The following is a 17,805-nucleotide window of genomic DNA, read 5'->3' as shown; positions in this document are numbered from 1 at the left end:
GCTGCGGCTCAACGCGGCATCAGACGCAGCAACCGGCGCGGACTGGTGCCTGCTCGATAGGGCGTGCCGTGCTCGTCGGCCCAGTCGTCCAGCACCTGCCAGCCCGGCCCCTTGGCCAACAGGGCCTGCAGCGCGTCGGGGGTCAGCGCCTGCCAGTGCCAGCGCTGCTCGGCCTCCTCGACCACGGAGCCATGGGGGCCCAGGCGCAACTCAAACCGCCAGCTGGTACGCCAGCCTTGCGCATCCGAGCCCTGCAGGCGGGTGCGCATGCTCAGCCGGCCGGCACCCTGCGTGCGCTCGCCATAGAGCTGCCAGTCGCCCGCCACCCGCTCGGGGCTTTGCATCGGCAGCTCCAGCCACAGCCAGCCACCGGGCTGCAGTTGCCGCGCCACCCAGGTCAACAGCCCGGTCTGCGCTTCAGCGGGCAACAGATGCAGCAGGCTGAAGGCGCTTGCCGCCGCGACCGGGGTCGGCAAGTCCGGCGTCTGCGCGTCCACCCGCCAAGGCAGCACGGTCAACGGCAGACCCGGGCGCTGGCTGGCCAGGGTCAGCATCACCGTGCGCATGTCGGCGTCGGGCTCCAAGGCCCACACCGCGTGACCGGCTTCGGCCAGGCCCAGCGCCACTTGGCCCAGACCGGCACCGATGTCCAGCAACGCCGCCTGTGGCGGCAGATCCCGCCGCAGCAACTCAACATAGGCCTGCGCCCGCTCGCGGTTGGCAAAGGCCTGAAAGTAGCGCGCCAGTCCGGCGCTGTAGGGGTGCTCCATCCGCATGGCCGCCATTCTGGGCCCGGCAAAATGCGCCCCCACCTCAGACGGCCGCCATGAGCCCCCTCCAAACCCAGCCCCAGGCCGCCAGCAGCAGCCCCGCACAGCGCAAGTTCGCCAATCTGCAGCGCAAGATCGAAGCCCTGCGCCAGACCCTGCAGCAATGGGACCAAGCCCTGCCGGCCTTTTCCCAGGCGCATGCGCTGCGCATCCCGCCCCTCAGGGCTGAGCACCTGCAGCTGCAGGAGCAACTGCTGCAACGCATCGAGGCCCTGCTGGACGGCAAGGGGCTGAACAAGAGCGAGCGAGAGATCTTGTCCAGCCTGGCAGCCGGCCACGCCCAGCGGGCCCTGGCCAGTGGCTTGCTGGGTGAGGCCCAGACCGATCTCTGGCGCCGTCGCCACGACGCGCATGCCGAGGTCGATCTGGATACCCAGGAGCGCGAAGAGCTGGAGGCCCTGCGCGCGCAGCTGGCGCGCGCAAGCGGCTTGGATCTGGACGACATCCAGGCCGAGACCGCGGCGGAGTTGCTGCGCGAAACCCACCGGCGCCTGGACCAGGCCCAGGCGCAAGCCGAAGCCGCCGCACCCGCACCCCAGCCCAAACGCAAGTCTTCAGCGGCTCAGCGCAAGAAAGAGGCGGCTGCGGCGGCGGCCCAGGCGCAGGTTCAGCAATCCCTGCGCACCGTGTTCCGCAAACTGGCCAGCGCCCTGCACCCGGACCGCGCCAGCGACTCCGCCGACCAAAAGCGTCGCACCGAGTTGATGCAGCGCGTCAACGAAGCCTATGGGCGCGAGGACCTGCTGGCGCTCTATGCGCTGCAGTTGGAGATCGAGCAGGTCGACCCGGCCCACATCGCCCAGGCCACCACCGCGCAGCTGGGGCACTTCACCCAAATGTTGCAACAGCAGCACGACGAGTTGGAGCTGGAGCTCAAGCGCCGCCAGATCAGCCTGTGCCGCGACTTTGATCTCGAACCGCGCAGCGCCCCCCAGCCCGACAAGCTCGGCAAGCTGCTGGACGAAGCCGTGCGCGACGAGCGCACGGAGATTCAAGAGACCCGACGCGAACTGCTGAACCTGCGCGACCGCGACACGGCCCGGCGCTGGCTGGCCCAACTGCGCGAGCAACAGCGCGCGCTGGAACGGATGGGCTACTTCTCCTGAGGGCCTGACTGGGGCCGAACCGCCGTGCCGGCCAGCAGCCCGCCGTCGATGTGCAACTCGCTGCCCGTCATGTAGGCCGCCTCATCGCTGGCCAGCATCAGCGCCACCGCCGCCACCTCCTCGGGCCGGCCAAAGCGGCGCAAGGGCGTATCGGCCGTGAAGGCGGCCAGATTGGCCTCGCGCTGCGCGCCCTCGCCCAGCATCGGCTCCCACATCGGCGTCAGGATGGCCCCCGGGTGGATGCTGTTGCAGCGAATCTTCAGCCCCTGCTCGGCACAGTAGAGCGCCACCGTCTTGCTGTGGTTGCGCACGGCGGCCTTGCTGCTGGCATAGGCCGCGGCAGCCGGAATACCGACCAGCCCGGAGCGCGAGCTGATGTTGATGATGGAACCCACGCCTCCGCTGGCACGCATGGCCCGGATGCCATGCTTGCAACCCAGGAAGACACCGTCCAGATTGGTGGCATGCACCGCGCGCCACTCAAGCAGCTCGGCCTGCTCGGGGTTGTGCACCGCGCCGCCCTCCAACCCGCTGATGCCGGCGTTGTTCACCAGCACCTGCAGGCCGCCGTCGCGCGCCAGCACATCGGCCAGCACGGCCTGCCACTGTGCCTCTTCGCGCACATCCAGCCGCGCCGCGCGCGCCTGCGGACCCAGCCGTTCGGCCAGGGCCTGCGAACCGGCGGCGTCCAGATCGGTGACCCACACCCGCGCGCCCTCGCGCACAAAGGCCTCGGCAATCGCCGCACCAATGCCGCGCGCCGCGCCGGTGATCAGGGCCACCTTGTCGTTCAAACGGGCCATCGAATTCCCTCCCGGAAACGAAAAAGCGTCCGAATGGACGCTTTGAATTGCAGACTTGGTAGGCCGTATTGGACTTGAACCAATGACCAAAGGATTATGAGTCCTCTGCTCTGACCAACTGAGCTAACGGCCCCCTACCGCACAGGGCTTCAAAGCCCTCCCCATCGGGGGCGCGCATTCTCTCTCAATCTCTTCAGTCGGCCAGGGCGGCCAGCAGGGTGTGAGCCAGATCGCCGCGCGAGATGCGGGCGGGCCAGCCGCCTTCGGCGCTGCCGGCACTGAAGACATGGGGCTGGTCCACCAGTTCCACCCAGCGCAGGCCAGGCAGGCGCTGGCGCAGCGCGCCGAACAAAGCCTGTGCCTCGGGCGCGTCCAAGGGAATGCCGGTGACCACGGTGCGCGGGTCGCCATCGCGCAATGCGGCTTCGGCCTGAGCCAGGGTGGCCACACAGTCGCCGCGCAAGCCGGCGCGTCCGATCAGCTGCGCCGCCTGCACGCGGGTGCGCTCATCGGGCTCGATCACCAACACGCGGTCCTCCCGCGTCCAGTGGCGGCGCGGCAAGGTGGGCAGCTCATCGATGGCCAGAGCATTCGGCGTTGCAGCCAAACAGAGGGAGAGCCGCCAGCCCTGCGCATCGGCGTCACGGCGCAGCGGCCATTGCTGGGCGCGCGCCAGCCACTGCAGCAACTGGGCGTGCAGTTCGGCGGGGTCAGGGCCTGCGCCCGCACCACCCAGGCTCAGGATGGCGCCTTGCGCGTCGTCGGCCGCGACGGCGAGCTGCAGATCGACGCCGGCGGCCAGGCCGTGGGCAATCAGCAGATCCAGTGCATGCTGAAGTCGTGCCGGTTCCAGCTCCTGGCTGAGCTCCGCCCCACTGACCCGCAGGGTCAGCCCGCGCCGGGCCAGTTCGGCCAGCCACTGACGCCGCGCGGCTTCGGCCGCCGCCCGCAGCGGCACCGGCTCGGCCGCCGAGCGACTGGCTCCTCCCAGCGCATGCACCAGGCTCTGCAGCTCCAGGCCCAGCTGTTCCAAGGCCCGCAGCTGGGGCACAGCCCCCTCGGGCATGCCGGCGGTGCGCTGCAACGCCAAGGCGCGCTGGGCCAGGGACTCACCCAGGCTGGCCAGCATCAAGGGGGACAAGCCAGCCCACGGGGTGCCTGGGATGGGGTTCAGGGGGGAACTCATGGTGCTCTCCTTGAAGGGACTGCTATTGATTGGTGGCCGCTAGCACTTCGGGCAGGTCGGTCAGCCCGGCCAGCAGCTTTTCGATGCCGTCCTGGCGCAGGGTGTTCATGCCGGTCTGACGCGCGGCGGCAAACATCTCGGCGGCCGGCGCGCGGCGGCGGATCAGCTCCCGCAAGGCATCGTCGGCCACCACCAGTTCATGGATGCCGAGCCGCCCGCGGTAGCCGCTGCCACCACAGGCGGCGCAGCCCTGGCGCCGGTACTGGCGCAGCGGTGTGCCAAAGCGTGCCCGCCAGCGGGTCAGCAGCCCGTCCACATCGGCATCCGCCGCGCCCTGCAGATACAGGCGCGCCAGCGAGCGCTCGCCCCGTTCGTCCAGGGTCTCTGCCACCCGGCAATCGGTACACAGCCGCCGCACCAGGCGCTGAGCCAGCACGGCCAGCAAAGAGTCCGAGAAGGTGAAGGGGTCGAGACCGATCTCCAGCAGCCGGGTCACCGACTCGGGCGCCGAGTTCGTGTGCAGGGTGGACATCACCAGATGCCCGGTCAGCGAGGCCTCGACGGCGATGCGCGCGGTCTCTTCGTCGCGCATCTCGCCGATCATGATGATGTCCGGATCGGCGCGCAAAAAGGTGCGCATGGCAGCGGCGAAGGTCCAACCGATGCGGGCATTGACCTGCACCTGGCGCAGGCCCTCCTGGGTGATCTCGATCGGGTCCTCGGCGGTCCAGATCTTGCGGTGGTCCTCATTGAGTTCCCGCATCACCGAGTGCAGCGTGGTGGTCTTGCCGCAGCCGGTAGGACCGCAGATCAGCAGCAGGCCATAGGCCTTGCACATCACGCCACGCAGGGCTTGAAGATTGCGCTCGGACAGCCCGATGCCATCCAGCGGCAGCGGCTTGACCCCGCCGAGCAGCCGCAGCACCACGTCCTCCAGCCCACCGCTGGTGGGCACCGTGACCATGCGCAGCTCCATGCGCTGATGGCCGAAGCGCGCGAAGTCCAGCTTGCCGTCCTGCGGCCGCCGGTGCTCGGAAATATCCAGCTCGGCCATCACCTTGAGCCGCGCCACGATGGCAAAGCGCACTCGCGCCGGCAGCTCCAGGTGGCGGCGCAACTCACCGTCGATGCGCAGCCGCACCCGCACGGGGCGCGGGGGCTCGAAGGTTTCGATATGGATGTCCGAGGCACGCAACTCGATGGCGTCCTGGATCAGGCGATTGATCAGACGCACCAGGGTGTTGTCGGACTCCGAGACCACATCGGCCTGGGTCTCGCCCTGCTCATTGGAGCGGGCCAGCTCCTGGGCCAGCTCGGACAGACTGCTGACGCCCGGCGGTGGCGCCACCGCCTCGCCGGCGGAGGCCGTGGGCACGCGCCGGTAGGCCCGGGCCAGCGCCGGCGCCAGGGTTCCGGGCAAGGGCAGCACCGGCCGAATGCGGTGCTCGGTGGTGAAGCGCAGCATCTCCAGCAGCCGGGGGTCCCAGGGGTCCGCCACGGCCACCACCAGGGTGTCCTCGCGGCACATCAGGGGCAGTGCCGCCTCCCGATCCGCCAGCAGGGGCGGCAGCAGCGCCAGCGCCTCGGCCTCAGGCTGGAAGCGCCCAAGGTCCACGGTGGGCACGCCCATCCAGGCGGCCAGCATGTGTCGCAACTGCGCGGCGGTCAGCAAGCCCTGCAGCACCAAGACTTCGCCCAGAGGCACGTGCTGGGCCATTTGGTCCTGATAGCGCAGGGCCTGGCGCAGCTGCGCTGGGGTCAGAAAGCCGGCCTCAACCAGCGCCTCGCCCAAATGCGGCGCGTGGTGACGAGGCACCTTTTGCAGCTCGGCCCACAGGCCTTCGGCTTCATTGCCCCAGACCGGCGGCACCGGCGCGCTGGGGGCTTCGTCCAGTGCGTCCAGAGCGGCAGGCACCGTGTCGTGTTCAAAGCTGGGCATGGCCCCAGCCTAGGCCTAGCGTGCTCAGTCGCCCTTGATTTGACGCAATCAGCGCGCCGACATGCCCGTCCGCCTGCATGCGGCCGGTCCTCTGTCAGGCGTCGCACGGCCAAAGCCAGCGGCCTTGGCGCTCGGCAGGCGGCATCAGCCCCCCGGCTGATGCCGTCCGGTCTCGCTCCTCAGGACCCGCTTCGAGCCTGACTCAAGGCCTGACCGACCATGCGCGAGGTCACATCGACGATTTGGATCATGCGGTCGTAGGCCATGCGGGTGGGTCCGATCACACCCAGGGTGCCGACGATCTGGCCGTCGACCTCGTAGGGCGCGCTGACGATGCTGAGTTCCTCATAGGGAACGACCTGACTCTCGCCACCGATGAAGATGCGCACGCCTTCCGCCCTGCTGCTGACGTCCAACAAGCGCATCAGGGCGGTCTTTTCCTCGAACAGCCCAAACATCCGGCGCAGGCTGCCCAGATCGTTGGAAAAGTCCTGCACCGAAAGCAGATTGCGCTCGCCGCTGATCACCACCTGCTCGCCCAGGCTCTCGCCGCTGACCTGCACGGCCGCATTCATCAGCCCGGCAATCTCGCCGCGCAGCTGCTCGACCTCGGTGCGGATGCGTTCGCGCACCACCTCCAGGGTCAGGCCGCTGTACTGGGCGTTCAGGCGGTTGGCAGCCTCGGTCAGCTCGGTCTGGCTGTGGTCCTGCGCCGTCATCACCACGCGGTTTTGCACATCGCCGTCGGGGCTGACCAGGATGACCAGCACGCGGCGCTCGGCCAGGCGCAGGAACTCGATCTGACGGAACACCGAGGGCTTGCGCGGTGCGGTGATCACGCCCACGAAGTTGGACAGGCTGGACAGCATCTGCGCCGCATGGGTGATCACCCGTTGGGGTTGATCAGGCTGCAACTGACCTTCCAGCGCGCTCACCTCCTGCTGCAACAGGCCCGGCCGGGCCGTGAGCATGGTGTCCACAAACATGCGATAGCCCAGGGCCGTGGGGATGCGGCCGGCGCTGGTGTGCGGGCTGGCGATCAGGCCCAGCTCCTCCAGATCGGCCATCACATTGCGGATGGTGGCTGCACTCAGCTCCAGGCCCGAGGCCTTGGAGAGCGTGCGCGAGCCCACGGGCTGGCCGTCGGCGATGTAGTGCTCCACCAGGGTTTTCAGCAGTGAACGGGCGCGGTCGTCAAGCATGGGGCGAATTCTGCGTCAGCCGTCATTGGAGAGCAGTCCGGGGAACCTATCATCCGCCGCCATGTCAGGGCCCCGTTTCTCCCATGTCGCGCTGGTGGCCAAGCATCAGGCCCCCACCAGCGGCCCCATCGTCGAGCAAATCCGCCAGTTCCTGCGCAGCAAGGGCCTGCGCGTGAGCCTGGAGCGCCAGAGCGCGGCCTCGGCCGATCTGAGCGGCTATCCGGTGCTGGACGCCCACGAGATCGGCCAGCAATGCGACCTCGCCGTGGTGGTGGGCGGTGACGGCACCATGCTGGGCTTTGCCCGCGAGGTGGCGCCGTTTGGCATCCCTTTGGTAGGCATCAACCAGGGGCGCTTGGGCTTCATCACCGACATCCCGGCCGAGCAGTTCCGCGAGGCACTCACCCCCATCCTGGACGGCGACTACGAGACCGAGCAGCGCTCCATGCTCGAAGGCGCGGTCTGGCGCGAGGGCGAGAACATCTTTTCCGGCCTGGCCCTGAACGATGTGGTGGTGAGCCGCGGCGCCAGCGCCGGCATGGTGGAGCTGCGCATCCATGTGGGCGAGGAATTCGTCGCCAACATCCGCGCGGACGGCGTGATCGTGGCCTCACCCACCGGCTCCACTGCCTATGCGCTGAGCGCCGGCGGGCCGCTACTGCACCCCTCCATCGCGGGCTGGCTGATGGTGCCGATTGCCTCGCATGGGCTGTCCAACCGCCCCATCGTGCTGCCCGACACCGGCGAGGTCAGCCTGGAGATCGTGGCCGGCCGCGATGCCAGCGTGAACTTCGACATGCAGGCCCTGACCCATGTGCAGCACGGTGACCGCGTGACCGTGCGCCGCAGCCAGCACCACAGCCTGTTCCTGCACCCGACCGGATGGAGCTATTACGCGACGCTCAGACGCAAGCTCCGCTGGTACGAGGGTGGATCCTGAGACTTCGAGATGCTTCGTCGCCTGACCCTGCGGGACTTCGTCATCGTCCCGACCCTGGAACTTGAATTCGAGGCCGGCTTTGCCGCGCTGACCGGCGAGACCGGCGCGGGCAAGTCCATCCTGCTCGACGCCCTGCAACTGCTGCTGGGCGGGCGCGGCGACGCCGGTGTGGTGCGCGAGGGCAGTGCGCGCGCCGAGTTGAGCGCCGAATTCGATTGCCCCGTGCCGGCGCGCGCCTGGTTGGAGGAAGCCGGCTTCGCGAGCGACGAGCTGCTGCTGCGCCGCGTGATCGACGCCCAGGGCAAGAGCCGCGCCTGGATCAATGGCAGCCCGGCCACGGTGGCGCAGTTGGGCGAGGTGGGCGAATTCCTGATCGACATCCATGGCCAGCATGCCTGGCAGAAACTGACCCGCCCGGCCAGCGTGCGCGCCCTGCTGGATGGCTTTGCCGAAGTTGAGAGTGCCAGCTTGGCCCGTACCCACGCGGCCTGGCGTGCGGCACAAATCGCCCTGCAGGCCGCGCAGACCCAGCAGGATGGCCTGGCACGCGAGCGCGAACGCCTGCAATGGCAGCTCGACGAGGTTGGCAAGCTGGCGCCTGGCGAGCACGAGTGGGAAGAACTGAACGCCGAGCACCAACGCCTCGCTCATGCCCAGGCCTTGATCGACGCCAGCCAGCTGGCGCTGGGCGCCGTCAGCGAATCCGAGGACAGCGCCGAGACCCGCTTGCACGCTGCCGCCCAAGCCCTGCGCGAGGTGGTGGCGTTTGACGCCGATTTGCAGTCGGCCCTGGACGCGCTGGAAGGTGCACAAGCCCAGCTGGACGATGCCGCCCACACCTTGCGCGCCTATCTGCGCGGGGCCGAGCCTGACCCCGATCGCCTGGGTCAGCTGGACGAGCGCCTTTCCAGCTGGATGCAGTTGGCGCGGCGCTATCGCCGCCCACCGGCTGAGCTGCCCGCCCTGCAAGCCCAGTGGCGGCAGGAACTGGCGGCCCTGGATGCGCAGAGCGATCTGGCCGCCTTGCAGGCCCAGGTGGACGCCGCGCGCAAGGACTTCGACCGCGTGGCCACCGCCGCCAGCAAGCTGCGCCGCGCGCAGGCACCCAAGCTCGCCAAGCTGGTCACGCAGGCCATGCAGCAGCTGGGCATGGCGGGCGGACGGCTGGAGATCGAGCTGCTGGCACAGGAGCAGCCGCAAAGCTTCGGCCTGGAGTCCGCCGAACTGCTGGTGGCCGGCCACGCCAGCGCCACGCCACGGCCACTGGCCAAAGTGGCCTCGGGTGGCGAGCTCTCGCGCATCGCGCTGGCCATTGCGGTGTGCACCGCGCGCGCTGAAAAGGCCGGCGCGCCGACCCTGATCTTTGACGAGATCGACGCCGGCGTGGGTGGCGCCGTGGCCGAGACCGTGGGCCGCCTGATGCAACAACTGGGGCGCGAACGCCAGGTGCTGGCTGTCACCCATCTGCCGCAGGTAGCGGCCTGCGCCGATGCCCACTGGGTGGTCAGCAAGGCCAGCTCGGCCGTCGGCGTGACTTCCCAGGTGCGCCCGGTTCGCGGCGAAGATCGCGTGCAGGAGATCGCGCGCATGCTGGGCGGCGCCACGCGCAGCGAGGCCGGCCTGGCCCATGCGCAGGAACTGTTGGAAGGGGCGGCACGATGAACCACGAACTGGTGCTGGTCACCGGCATGAGCGGCGGCGGCAAGTCCATTGCCATGCACGCGCTGGAAGACGCCGGCTTCTTCTGCATCGACAACCTGCCGCCCGAGCTGCTGATGAACTTCCTGGCCCTGGAAGAGCAGCGCGAGCCGCGCCGGGTGGCGATTGCCGTGGACGTGCGCTCCAAGGGCTCGCTGCCGCACTTGCTGCCCCTGATCAAGCAACTGCGCAGCGAAGGCCATGCGGTGCGCTCGATTTTTCTCGACGCCAATACCGAGGCCCTGCTGCGCCGCTTCAGCGAGACGCGCCGCCCGCATCCGCTGCGCGACGTCAGTGCCGAGGAGCGCGCCCATGGCGCCGCCGACGATTCGCGCCTGCTGCTGGACGCCATCGAGATCGAACGCGAGCTGCTGGCCGCGCTGCGCGTCGAAAGCACGGTGATCGACACCAGCCTGCTGCGCCCGGCCCAGCTGCGCGGCTGGGTGCGAGACCTTGTGAGTGTGCGCGGCGGCTCGCTGACCCTGGTGTTCGAGAGCTTCGCCTTCAAGCACGGCGTGCCCTCGGATGCCGACTTTGTGTTTGATGTGCGCGTGCTGCCCAACCCCTATTACGTGCACGAATTGCGGGCGCTAACCGGTCGCGACGAGCCGGTGGCGCAATACCTCGATATGCAGCCCGAGGTCAGCTTGATGCGCAGCCAGATCGCCGCCTTCATGGACCAATGGCTGCCCGCCTTTGCGGCCGACCAGCGCAGCTATCTCACCGTCGCCATCGGCTGCACCGGCGGCCAGCACCGCTCGGTCTATCTGGTGGAACAGCTCACGCTGCAATTCGCGCACCGTGGTCAGGTGTTGAAGCGCCATCGTGAGCTGGATGCGCGCTAAATCTGCCCTGGCCCTGGCCCTGGCCCTGGCCCTGGCACTGGCACTGGCACTGGCACTGGCCTCCCTCCAGCCAGCTGGCGCCGCCGAGTTCAAGCTGGCCGTGATCCAGTTCGAACCCTGGGGCATGCGCAACCCGGACCCGCAGGCCAAAGAGAAGCTGATCGGCGTGGTGGTGGACCTGGCGCGTGAGTTCGAGCGGCGCAGCGGTCACACCGTGCATCTCACGCTGACGCCCTATATCCGCGTCGAGCAGGAGTTGGAGAGCGGCGAGACCGACTTTGCCATCATGGCCTGGGGTGATGCCCGTGCGCGCTATGCCAACAGGGGCCAGGCCTTCAAGCCACCGCTCGTTTTCGGTGCGCGCTTTCGCAAGGGCGCCGAGGTGGGCAGCTACGAGGAGCTGCGCAAGCTGAGCCTGGGCACCCCACGGGGCCTGAAGGTGGACCCGCGCTACGACATCGATCCCGAGATGCGCAAGGAATGGGTGCTGGACTACAGCACCGGTGTGCGCATGCTGGGCGCAGGGCGCAGCATCGATGGGGTGGTGGGCTCACTGTCCTCCATCGATTACGCCGCCGCCAAGCAAGGCGTGATGGACAAGTTTGGCGGCACCCTGGTTCTCAACACCACCGCGCTGGCCGTAGCCTTCTCCAAGAAGTCTCCCAAGATCGGCCTTGAGGCCGAGGTCAATGCGGTTTTCCGCGCCATCAGCGAGGAAGGGCTGGACCGCAAGATCTACGAGAAGTGGTTCTACGGTCGTTGATCAATCACTGTTCAGTCGCCTCGTGCGGTCAGCCGCACCAACTGGAAGTGCAGCTCCTTGCCCTTGATTTGGAAGGCCACCACCCGCTGATCCTTCTTGCTGCCCACCTTGAGCACCAGCCCATCGCGTCCGGGCTCGGCATCCTCGCAACCCAGCTGGCCGGGCGCGGGCTGGGGCGCCAGCTTGCCCGAGTTGTCGGCCCGGCACTCCAGCGCCTTGCCATAGGGTGCCAAGGCACGGCGGTAGAAGCCGGCCACTTCGTCCAGCGAGTCGCTGCTGCGGTACTGGGCCACGGCCAGATGCACCCCAAAAAGGCCGCCCCACAGACCCAGGGTGACGGCACCCTTGTCATCCTTGGTATCCCGTTGAACTTGGGCGCCAGGGTAGATCGGCAACCCCAGGTCCTTGGATGTGGCCTGCTCGCGCATCTCAATGCCGGCGCTGAAGCCGCCGTGGGGTTTGGCCTCCTGGGCTGCGGCGGTACCGGCCATCAAGGCCAGACAAAGCATCAGTGGCGATTTCATGAGGGGCTCCTGAAGATCTCGATGGCGCCACTGTAGGAATGCACCCTCACCCGCCCAAGCGGGATGCGACACAGTGCAGCAGGCAGGGCCTGAAACGGCTTAAAGCGCAGCTTTCAGGGCCCGCGCCAGATCCAGCGCCCCCGCATCGTCGCCATGCACGCACAGGGTCTGGGCCTGCACGGTCAAGAGGCTGCCGTCCAGCGTGGCAATGGGCTCCCCGCGCGCCAGGGCCAAGCCCTGCGCCACAGCTTGCGGGCCATGCAGCAGGGCACCGGGCCGGGTGCGCGGCGCCAAACTGCCATGGGGCAAGTAGGCACGATCGGCAAAGGCCTCGGCCTGGCTGCGCAGGCCGTGGCGCTGCGCCGCTCGCAACAGCTCGCTGCCGGCCAGGCCGACCAGCAACAGGTCCGCCCCGCAATGGCGCACGGCACGCGCCACGGCATCGGCCAGCTCGGGCTCGCGCGCGGCCTGGTTGTAGAGCGCGCCATGGGGCTTCACATGTTCGATGCGCAGTCCCATCTGCGCAGCCAAGGCCTGCAGGCCGGCGATCTGCACGATCAGATCGGCCTCAACATCGGCCGGCGCGCGCGCCATCTCGCGGCGACCAAAGCCGGCGCGATCCGGAAAGCTGGGGTGGGCGCCGGCCCGCACTCCATAGGTACGGCAGGCCGCCAGGGCGGCACGCTGGGTGGCGCCGTCGCCCGCATGCCAGCCGCAGGCAATGTTGGCGCGGTGCACCAGGGCCAACAGCTCAGCATCGGCCGCACCGCCCTCGCCCACATCGGCATTCAACTCAATCTGCATCGCCACTGCCACTGCTCCAACTCGCGCTCACGTTCCGCCAGGGCCTGCACGGCCTGCTCGCCCGTCACCGCACGCAAGCGCAGACCTTGTCCCGGTCTGGCCTGGGCCAGTTTCCATTGATCGGCCGCGATCACCATGCCCAGACGCGGATAGCCCCCGGTGGTCTGGGCATCGGCCTGCAAGACGATGGGCTGGCCTCCGGGCGGCAATTGAATCAGCCCGGGCCAGACCGCGTGCGAGTCCATCTCCAGCGGCTGGCGCAGGGCCAGGGTCTCGCCCATCAAGCGCGCGCCCATGCGATCGCTCTGCGGGTTCAAGGTCCATTCCTGCGCCAGCAGTGCCTGCGGCTCGCAAAGTTGCTCAAACTCGAGACCCGGCAGCACCCGCAGCTCGGGCGTCCAGGCCGCAGGACTCAGACCCCGCACGCCCTGCAGCGCTCGGGCAGCGCCCAGGGGCAGGCGATCACCAGCGCGCAACGCCCGCCCCTCCAGCCCACCCAGGCCGGCGCGCAGATCGGTGGCCACCGCGCCCAGTTGCGCCGGCAAGTCCACGCCGCCCGCCATGGCCAGCAGGCCGCAGCGACCCTGATATGCGCCGGGCCCCTGCACCCGCAAGACCTGACCCGCGCGCGCCGGCCAACGCCATTCGGTGCGCAGGGGTCGGTCGTCCAGGTGCAGCTCAAAGGCCGCGCCACAGAGCGCAAACCAGGTGTCGACTTCAAATCGCAGGTGCAGGGGCGCGGCAACAAGTTCAATGCCGGCCGCCCCGGGCGCATTGCCCAACAGGGCATTGGCGCGCCGCAAGGCAAAGGCATCCCAGGCACCGGCACGGGCCACCCCGAGGTGGCGCAGCCCTTGCCGCCCCAGATCCTGGACCGTGGTCAGCGCCGCAGCGCGCTCGATCACGACGCTCATTGCGGCACAAAGCGGATGCGATCACCCGGCTGCAACAGACAGGCCGGCTGGCGCTGCGGATCGAAGAGTCGCAGATCGGTGCGGCCGATCAACTGCCAGCCGCCAGGACTGGCGGCGGGATAGATGCCGGTCTGCGCCCCGCCAATGCCCAGCGAACCCGCCGGCACCCGCAGGCGCGGCTCGGCACGGCGCGGACAGTGCAGCTGCTGCGGCAGCCCTTCCAGATAGGCAAAGCCCGGCTGGAAGCCCAAGAAGGCCACCTCATAGGTCGGCGCGCTGTGCTGATCGACAAACGCCGCCACGCTCAAGCCGCAATGCGCGGCGGCCTCGGCCAGATCCGGCCCGGCATCGCCGCCGTAATGGACCGGGATCTGCAGTTCACGCGCCCCCATGGCCGCTGGCGTCGGGCAAAGCGCCCAGGCCTGCTGCAAGCGCGCCAGCACCTCAGCGCCGGCGTGGCGCAGCGGATCGAACTGCAAACCGAGGTTGTGCCGCCCGGGCACCACCTCCAGCCAAAGACCCTGACTGCGCAACTGCTCGGCCAAGGCCAACAGCCGCTGTTGCGCCCCGACCCCGAAATCAGCGTCCACGCCGGGCCCCAATTCCAGCAACGCGCAGCCTTCGCCGAGCAGCTGAAACCGGGGCATCTTGATCAACGCGCGCCCAGCACGCCGAAGGAGTAACCCAGGCTCAGGTTCACCATGGGGGTGGACTCCCCGCCCCGGCTGGCCCAGCGCCCCAAACCCAGACGAGCGCGCCAACGCTCTTGCGCGCCAAGCCCCTGCCATTGCAACCAGGCCTCACCCTGGGCAGCGGCACCGCTGCCCACCTGCACGCCGCCGCCACCGGCCGCGCCCACCAGGGCCTCCACGCCGGCGCGCAGGCTGCCGCCGGCGAAAGGCTGGGTCTTCCAGCCCAGGCCAAACAAGCCATAGGAATACGCACCGGCCCGGCCCCAGGCTGCACTGCCGGCCTGCGCCGTGCCATACCACTGGGTGTTGAAATCACGATGCATCTGCAAGCCCAAACCCGTGATGGCCTCGCGCTTGCCGTCCTTGAAAGGCATGCGCGGAAAGTGCGGCAGGCTCAAGGCCCAGGTCTGCTCGCGCACCCGGCCTTGCTCGTCCAGCCGCCCCAAGCCGCGCGGCTGATCCAGCGGAATGGCCAGCGACAGACGCAACTGGCGTGCCGAGTAATCTCCCCGCGCCTTCATCTGCGCGGCCAGCAGCTGCACCGAGGGGCCCCAGGGCGTGATCCAGCGCAAGGTCGGCCCGGCGCGCAGCAGCCAACCGCTGCCGGTATCCACCGCACCGCCACCGCCCAAGCCCGCCGAGAGTTGCAGGCCGGCGCGCAGGTTCTCGCTGCCCAGCGCAAAGTCCTGGCCGATATTGCCCAGGATCTCCATATAGCCATCGGCCCCGCCCTTGGCCGCACCGCTGGCCTCCAGGCCCCACCAGGAATCGGGCGCCACGTACTGGCGCAGTTCAGCGCCAGCCCGGCCCACGCCGCGCTTCAGGGGCTGACCGGTCCGGGTATGGCCGCTGCGCAAGCGCTCCACGCCGGCACTCAGCGCAATCTCATCAAAGCCCATGCCTTCACGCTCACCGCCGCGCCCCACGGCGCCGCTGCGGCTGGGCGAAAAAGCACTGAAGTCATTGGCCATGCCCAAGGTAAAGGCCAATTGGCTGTCGCGGATGGTGCCGCTGGGGAAATGCACGCGGCTCCAGCCCAGGCCGACATAGCCGCTTCGACCCACGCGGCTGCGCAGGCTGAGCTCGGGGCGCAGCATCAGCCCGCCTCCGCTGTTGACCTGGGGCGAGCTCACCCCGCCACCGGCCCCCACATAGAGGCTGGTGGCCAGGTGCAAGGGCCCGCCCAGATCCCAGCGACGCTGCACCTGCACACCCGCCGTGAAAAAGCCACCATAGGCGCCCCGCGCCGCGCCGAAGACCGCCGGGCCCAGGCCCCAGTCCTCGTTCACCGCGACCATATAGCTCAGGCCCGCCAGGGCCGTGCGCTCGCCACTGGGTAGACGCAGCGGGGTCCAGCTGGCCTCGATGGCGGCGGGTTGGTACTGCGGGCGCTCAGGCGACTCGGCCGGGGTTTGGGCCAGCACCGGTTGCATCAACAGGGCCGGGAACAGAAATCGCAGCACAGTCATCAAAGCATCTTCTTCAAAGGCGCGGGCATGCCAAAGGCGGCCCATTCATCGGGGGCCACCCAGCGGCCCTCGGGCAGGGGGCTGGGCGCGGCCGCCCACAGCAGGCGGCGCGGGTGCAGCACCCAATCGAAATGAGTCAGCGCATGGTCAATGCGCGGCAAGGGTTCGAGGGCCTGCGGCGGAAATTGCGAAAGCAGCTCGGCCTCGGACTCGAACAAGGGCAGGCTCCACAAGCCGGCCCAGACGCCAGTATCGGGGCGCTGCTGCAGCCACACCGCACCGTCGTGCTCGCGCTGCAGCATCAACCACCAGTTTTCGCGCCGCCCCCTGACCAGGCGCCGACTCTTGAGCGGCAACTCGGCTTGGCGCCCTTGCGCCTGCGCCTGGCACAAGGCCTGCACCGGGCACTCGCCACACCGCGGCTGCCGCGGCGTGCACAGCGTTGCACCCAGATCCATCAGGCCCTGCGTGTAGGCTGGCATGTCGCTCGCTTGTGCGGGAACCAGCGCATCGGCCAGCGCCCACAGCTCGCGCTGCGCGGGCGCGCGGGCCAGGTCCTGTTCAAAGGCCAGCAGGCGCGCCAGCACCCGCTTGACATTGCCGTCCAAGATAGAGAGCCGCTCGTCAAAACAGAAGGCCGCGATGGCCCGCGCCGTGCTGCGGCCGATCCCCGGCAGTTGCTCCAGCTCGGCCGCACGGCGCGGAAAGCCGCCGAGCGCCGCCACCGCCTGAGCGCAAGCATGCAGATTGCGCGCTCGTGAGTAGTAACCCAGCCCGGCCCAGAGCGCCAATACCTCGTCCAGCGGTGCGGCGGCCAAGTCCTGCACGCTGGCAAAGCGCTCCAGAAATCGCGCGTAATAGGCCTTGACCGTGGCCACCTGGGTCTGCTGCAGCATCACCTCGGAGAGCCAGATGCGATAAGGGTCGCGGCTGCCCGACCAGGGCAATGCATGGCGCCCATGCGCGCGCTGCCAGGACAGCAAGAGGGGAGAGAAATCCCGCTCCTGCGCCGAGCCGCTCCCAAGCAGGAGCGCGCCCCCCCGGGGGGCTGAGGCGGGACACAAAGGGTCCTTAGGACCGTTTGTGCCTGCCGAAGAGGCTGGGCTCTGCCCAGAGGCGGCCTGCAAGGTGGCGGAGCCGCTGTGCGGCGCAGACTGGGGGCTCCTTTCTTTCATGGCCGCTGGCACCGGGCACAGTAAAAGGTCGAGCGCTGGCCTTGCACCATGCGGCGCACTGCCTGCTGGCAGCGCGGGCAGGGCTGTCCCTCGCGGCCATAGACGGCCACCAGGCTTTGGTAGCGCCCGATGGCACCGAGGCTGCTGGAGAAATCGCGCAATGTGCTGCCGCCAGCATCCAAGGCAGCGGCCAGCACATTGCGCACGGCCGCCAGCAGGCGTTCACAGCGCACCAGACTGAGACGCGCCGCCGGGGTGCTGGGATGGATGCGCGCCTGCCACAGCGCCTCGCAGGCGTAGATATTGCCGGCGCCCACCACCACATCACCGCTCAGCAGGGCCTGTTTGATGGCTTGGCGACGCCCCTGGAAGCCAGCGCGCAGACGCGCGGCGCTCAGGCCTTCGTCAAAAGGTTCGGCACCCAAGCCGGCCAGCAGGCTGGCCGCAGGGGCGTGATCCAGGCTCTGCGACCAAACCACCGCACCGAAGCGCCGCGGATCGGTCAGGGTCAGGCAGCCCTGGCTGGTGTCGATGGCCAGATGCTGGTGCGGCCCCAGCGCTTGCGGCTCAGGGGTAAAGGCCAGCGATCCCGACATGCCCAGATGCAGCAACAGGCCTGCATCGGGGTGGCTCTCCTGGGCCAGCGGCAGCCAGATGTACTTGCCGCGCCGGCTGGCGTGGCCGACGCAGGCCCCCACCAAAGCCTGCGGCGCCAGGCCCAAGGGCCAGCGCAGCGGCTTGCCCAGACGCAGGGCCTGCAGGCGCGCGCCCACCAGGGCATCGGCAAAGCCCCTGCGGGTGATTTCGACTTCGGGCAACTCGGGCATGGGGCGGGAGTGTAGGAACCCTGGCCTGACCTCCGGCTCGCCCGCCAGGCAGGCGGCACAATCTGCGCGCCTCTCTGTCGAGCCCATC

At 69.1% G+C, this 17,805-nt stretch carries 17 protein-coding genes and 1 tRNA gene; 5 read left to right on the top strand and 13 right to left on the bottom strand.

Translation table 11 applies throughout. The annotated features are described in order from the left end of the window. Positions 1–8: 8 nt before the first annotated feature. Positions 9–776, bottom strand: coding sequence for a class I SAM-dependent methyltransferase (locus tag FF090_RS05425; RefSeq protein WP_175423535.1), 768 nt, complete (start codon positions 774–776; stop codon positions 9–11). A gap of 50 nt (positions 777–826) precedes the next feature. Here FF090_RS05425 and FF090_RS05420 point away from each other — a divergent pair, with 50 nt between their 5' ends. Continuing rightward, positions 827–1,936 carry a J domain-containing protein gene (locus FF090_RS05420; RefSeq protein WP_138855758.1) on the top strand — a complete coding sequence of 370 codons (1,110 nt, stop codon included), beginning with the start codon at positions 827–829 and terminating at the stop codon, positions 1,934–1,936. On the opposite strand, the gene FF090_RS05415 is transcribed toward FF090_RS05420, so the two are convergent. The 5 genes from FF090_RS05415 to hrcA all read right to left on the bottom strand — a co-directional run bounded on the left by FF090_RS05415 (position 1,924) and on the right by hrcA (position 7,066). Continuing rightward, complete coding sequence (locus FF090_RS05415) at positions 1,924–2,739, bottom strand: SDR family oxidoreductase (protein WP_138855757.1); 816 nt, start codon at positions 2,737–2,739, stop codon at positions 1,924–1,926. The two genes, FF090_RS05420 and FF090_RS05415, sit on opposite strands and share 13 nt — an antisense overlap. 56 nt (positions 2,740–2,795) lie before the next feature. Further along, positions 2,796–2,872, bottom strand: a tRNA-Ile gene (locus tag FF090_RS05410). Between the two features lie 60 nt (positions 2,873–2,932). Continuing rightward, positions 2,933–3,925: a hypothetical protein gene (locus FF090_RS05405; RefSeq protein ID WP_138855756.1), complete on the bottom strand. Its 993-nt coding sequence runs from the start codon at positions 3,923–3,925 to the stop codon at positions 2,933–2,935. Between the two features lie 22 nt (positions 3,926–3,947). Continuing rightward, positions 3,948–5,864 (bottom strand): GspE/PulE family protein, encoded by a 1,917-nt coding sequence (locus FF090_RS05400; protein WP_138855755.1) that lies wholly within the window; start codon positions 5,862–5,864, stop codon positions 3,948–3,950. 179 nt (positions 5,865–6,043) lie between these two features. After that, entirely contained in the window at positions 6,044–7,066 is a 1,023-nt protein-coding gene (hrcA, locus tag FF090_RS05395) for a heat-inducible transcriptional repressor HrcA (protein WP_138855754.1), read from the bottom strand. A gap of 61 nt (positions 7,067–7,127) precedes the next feature. Between hrcA and FF090_RS05390 the strand changes: the two genes are divergently transcribed. Genes FF090_RS05390 through FF090_RS05375 form a run of 4 tightly spaced genes read left to right on the top strand, consistent with a single transcriptional unit; the run spans position 7,128 to position 11,312 of the window. Continuing rightward, the gene (locus FF090_RS05390; RefSeq protein WP_138855753.1) at positions 7,128–8,006 is read left to right on the top strand and encodes an NAD kinase; all 879 of its coding nucleotides are present in this window, start codon (positions 7,128–7,130) and stop codon (positions 8,004–8,006) included. A gap of 9 nt (positions 8,007–8,015) precedes the next feature. Next, positions 8,016–9,668: a DNA repair protein RecN gene (recN, locus tag FF090_RS05385; RefSeq protein ID WP_138855752.1), complete on the top strand. Its 1,653-nt coding sequence runs from the start codon at positions 8,016–8,018 to the stop codon at positions 9,666–9,668. Further along, positions 9,665–10,549, top strand: coding sequence for an RNase adapter RapZ (gene rapZ, locus FF090_RS05380; protein ID WP_138855751.1), 885 nt, complete (start codon positions 9,665–9,667; stop codon positions 10,547–10,549). Before recN ends, rapZ begins: the two co-directional genes overlap by 4 nt. Then, on the top strand, positions 10,539–11,312 hold the full coding sequence (locus FF090_RS05375; protein WP_138855750.1) for a substrate-binding periplasmic protein: 774 nt from the start codon (positions 10,539–10,541) through the stop codon (positions 11,310–11,312). Before rapZ ends, FF090_RS05375 begins: the two co-directional genes overlap by 11 nt. An 11-nt stretch (positions 11,313–11,323) precedes the next feature. On the opposite strand, the gene FF090_RS05370 is transcribed toward FF090_RS05375, so the two are convergent. The 7 genes from FF090_RS05370 to mutM all read right to left on the bottom strand — a co-directional run bounded on the left by FF090_RS05370 (position 11,324) and on the right by mutM (position 17,717). Further along, positions 11,324–11,836, bottom strand: coding sequence for a hypothetical protein (locus FF090_RS05370; RefSeq protein ID WP_138855749.1), 513 nt, complete (start codon positions 11,834–11,836; stop codon positions 11,324–11,326). Positions 11,837–11,935: 99 nt separating this feature from the next. Then, entirely contained in the window at positions 11,936–12,640 is a 705-nt protein-coding gene (locus FF090_RS05365; protein ID WP_138858294.1) for a 5-oxoprolinase subunit PxpA, read from the bottom strand. Next, the gene (locus FF090_RS05360; protein ID WP_138855748.1) at positions 12,625–13,554 is read right to left on the bottom strand and encodes a 5-oxoprolinase subunit C family protein; all 930 of its coding nucleotides are present in this window, start codon (positions 13,552–13,554) and stop codon (positions 12,625–12,627) included. Before FF090_RS05360 ends, FF090_RS05365 begins: the two co-directional genes overlap by 16 nt. Continuing rightward, positions 13,551–14,207, bottom strand: coding sequence for a 5-oxoprolinase subunit PxpB (pxpB, locus tag FF090_RS05355; protein WP_375137409.1), 657 nt, complete (start codon positions 14,205–14,207; stop codon positions 13,551–13,553). Before pxpB ends, FF090_RS05360 begins: the two co-directional genes overlap by 4 nt. After that, positions 14,207–15,715, bottom strand: a complete 1,509-nt coding sequence (locus FF090_RS05350) for a hypothetical protein (RefSeq protein WP_138855746.1) — start codon at positions 15,713–15,715, stop codon at positions 14,207–14,209. The genes pxpB and FF090_RS05350 overlap by 1 nt, the downstream gene beginning before the upstream one ends. Next, on the bottom strand, positions 15,715–16,698 hold the full coding sequence (gene mutY, locus FF090_RS05345) for an A/G-specific adenine glycosylase (protein ID WP_246071515.1): 984 nt from the start codon (positions 16,696–16,698) through the stop codon (positions 15,715–15,717). The genes FF090_RS05350 and mutY overlap by 1 nt, the downstream gene beginning before the upstream one ends. A 188-nt stretch (positions 16,699–16,886) precedes the next feature. Further along, entirely contained in the window at positions 16,887–17,717 is an 831-nt protein-coding gene (gene mutM, locus FF090_RS05340; RefSeq protein WP_138855744.1) for a bifunctional DNA-formamidopyrimidine glycosylase/DNA-(apurinic or apyrimidinic site) lyase, read from the bottom strand. Between the last annotated feature and the right edge of the window lie 88 nt (positions 17,718–17,805).

This window comes from Inhella inkyongensis (assembly GCF_005952805.1).
Lineage (GTDB): Bacteria > Pseudomonadota > Gammaproteobacteria > Burkholderiales > Burkholderiaceae_C > Inhella > Inhella inkyongensis.
The sequence above is the reverse complement of the archived record's forward strand: the minus strand, read 5'-3'. Positions and strand labels throughout refer to the sequence as shown.

What these genes read in the sequence shown, in the direction of transcription:
- recN (WP_138855752.1), top strand. Translation starts at nt 8,016, where the DNA reads ATGCTTCGTCGCCTGACCCTGCGGGACTTCGTCATCGTCCCGACCCTG.
- mutM (WP_138855744.1), bottom strand. Translation starts at nt 17,717, where the DNA reads ATGCCCGAGTTGCCCGAAGTCGAAATCACCCGCAGGGGCTTTGCCGAT.
- FF090_RS05425 (WP_175423535.1), bottom strand. Translation starts at nt 776, where the DNA reads ATGCGGATGGAGCACCCCTACAGCGCCGGACTGGCGCGCTACTTTCAG.
- FF090_RS05420 (WP_138855758.1), top strand. Translation starts at nt 827, where the DNA reads ATGAGCCCCCTCCAAACCCAGCCCCAGGCCGCCAGCAGCAGCCCCGCA.
- FF090_RS05400 (WP_138855755.1), bottom strand. Translation starts at nt 5,864, where the DNA reads ATGCCCAGCTTTGAACACGACACGGTGCCTGCCGCTCTGGACGCACTG.
- FF090_RS05370 (WP_138855749.1), bottom strand. Translation starts at nt 11,836, where the DNA reads ATGAAATCGCCACTGATGCTTTGTCTGGCCTTGATGGCCGGTACCGCC.
- FF090_RS05350 (WP_138855746.1), bottom strand. Translation starts at nt 15,715, where the DNA reads ATGACTGTGCTGCGATTTCTGTTCCCGGCCCTGTTGATGCAACCGGTG.
- FF090_RS05415 (WP_138855757.1), bottom strand. Translation starts at nt 2,739, where the DNA reads ATGGCCCGTTTGAACGACAAGGTGGCCCTGATCACCGGCGCGGCGCGC.
- FF090_RS05375 (WP_138855750.1), top strand. Translation starts at nt 10,539, where the DNA reads ATGCGCGCTAAATCTGCCCTGGCCCTGGCCCTGGCCCTGGCCCTGGCA.
- FF090_RS05360 (WP_138855748.1), bottom strand. Translation starts at nt 13,554, where the DNA reads ATGAGCGTCGTGATCGAGCGCGCTGCGGCGCTGACCACGGTCCAGGAT.
- hrcA (WP_138855754.1), bottom strand. Translation starts at nt 7,066, where the DNA reads ATGCTTGACGACCGCGCCCGTTCACTGCTGAAAACCCTGGTGGAGCAC.
- FF090_RS05390 (WP_138855753.1), top strand. Translation starts at nt 7,128, where the DNA reads ATGTCAGGGCCCCGTTTCTCCCATGTCGCGCTGGTGGCCAAGCATCAG.
- rapZ (WP_138855751.1), top strand. Translation starts at nt 9,665, where the DNA reads ATGAACCACGAACTGGTGCTGGTCACCGGCATGAGCGGCGGCGGCAAG.
- FF090_RS05405 (WP_138855756.1), bottom strand. Translation starts at nt 3,925, where the DNA reads ATGAGTTCCCCCCTGAACCCCATCCCAGGCACCCCGTGGGCTGGCTTG.
- FF090_RS05365 (WP_138858294.1), bottom strand. Translation starts at nt 12,640, where the DNA reads ATGCAGATTGAGTTGAATGCCGATGTGGGCGAGGGCGGTGCGGCCGAT.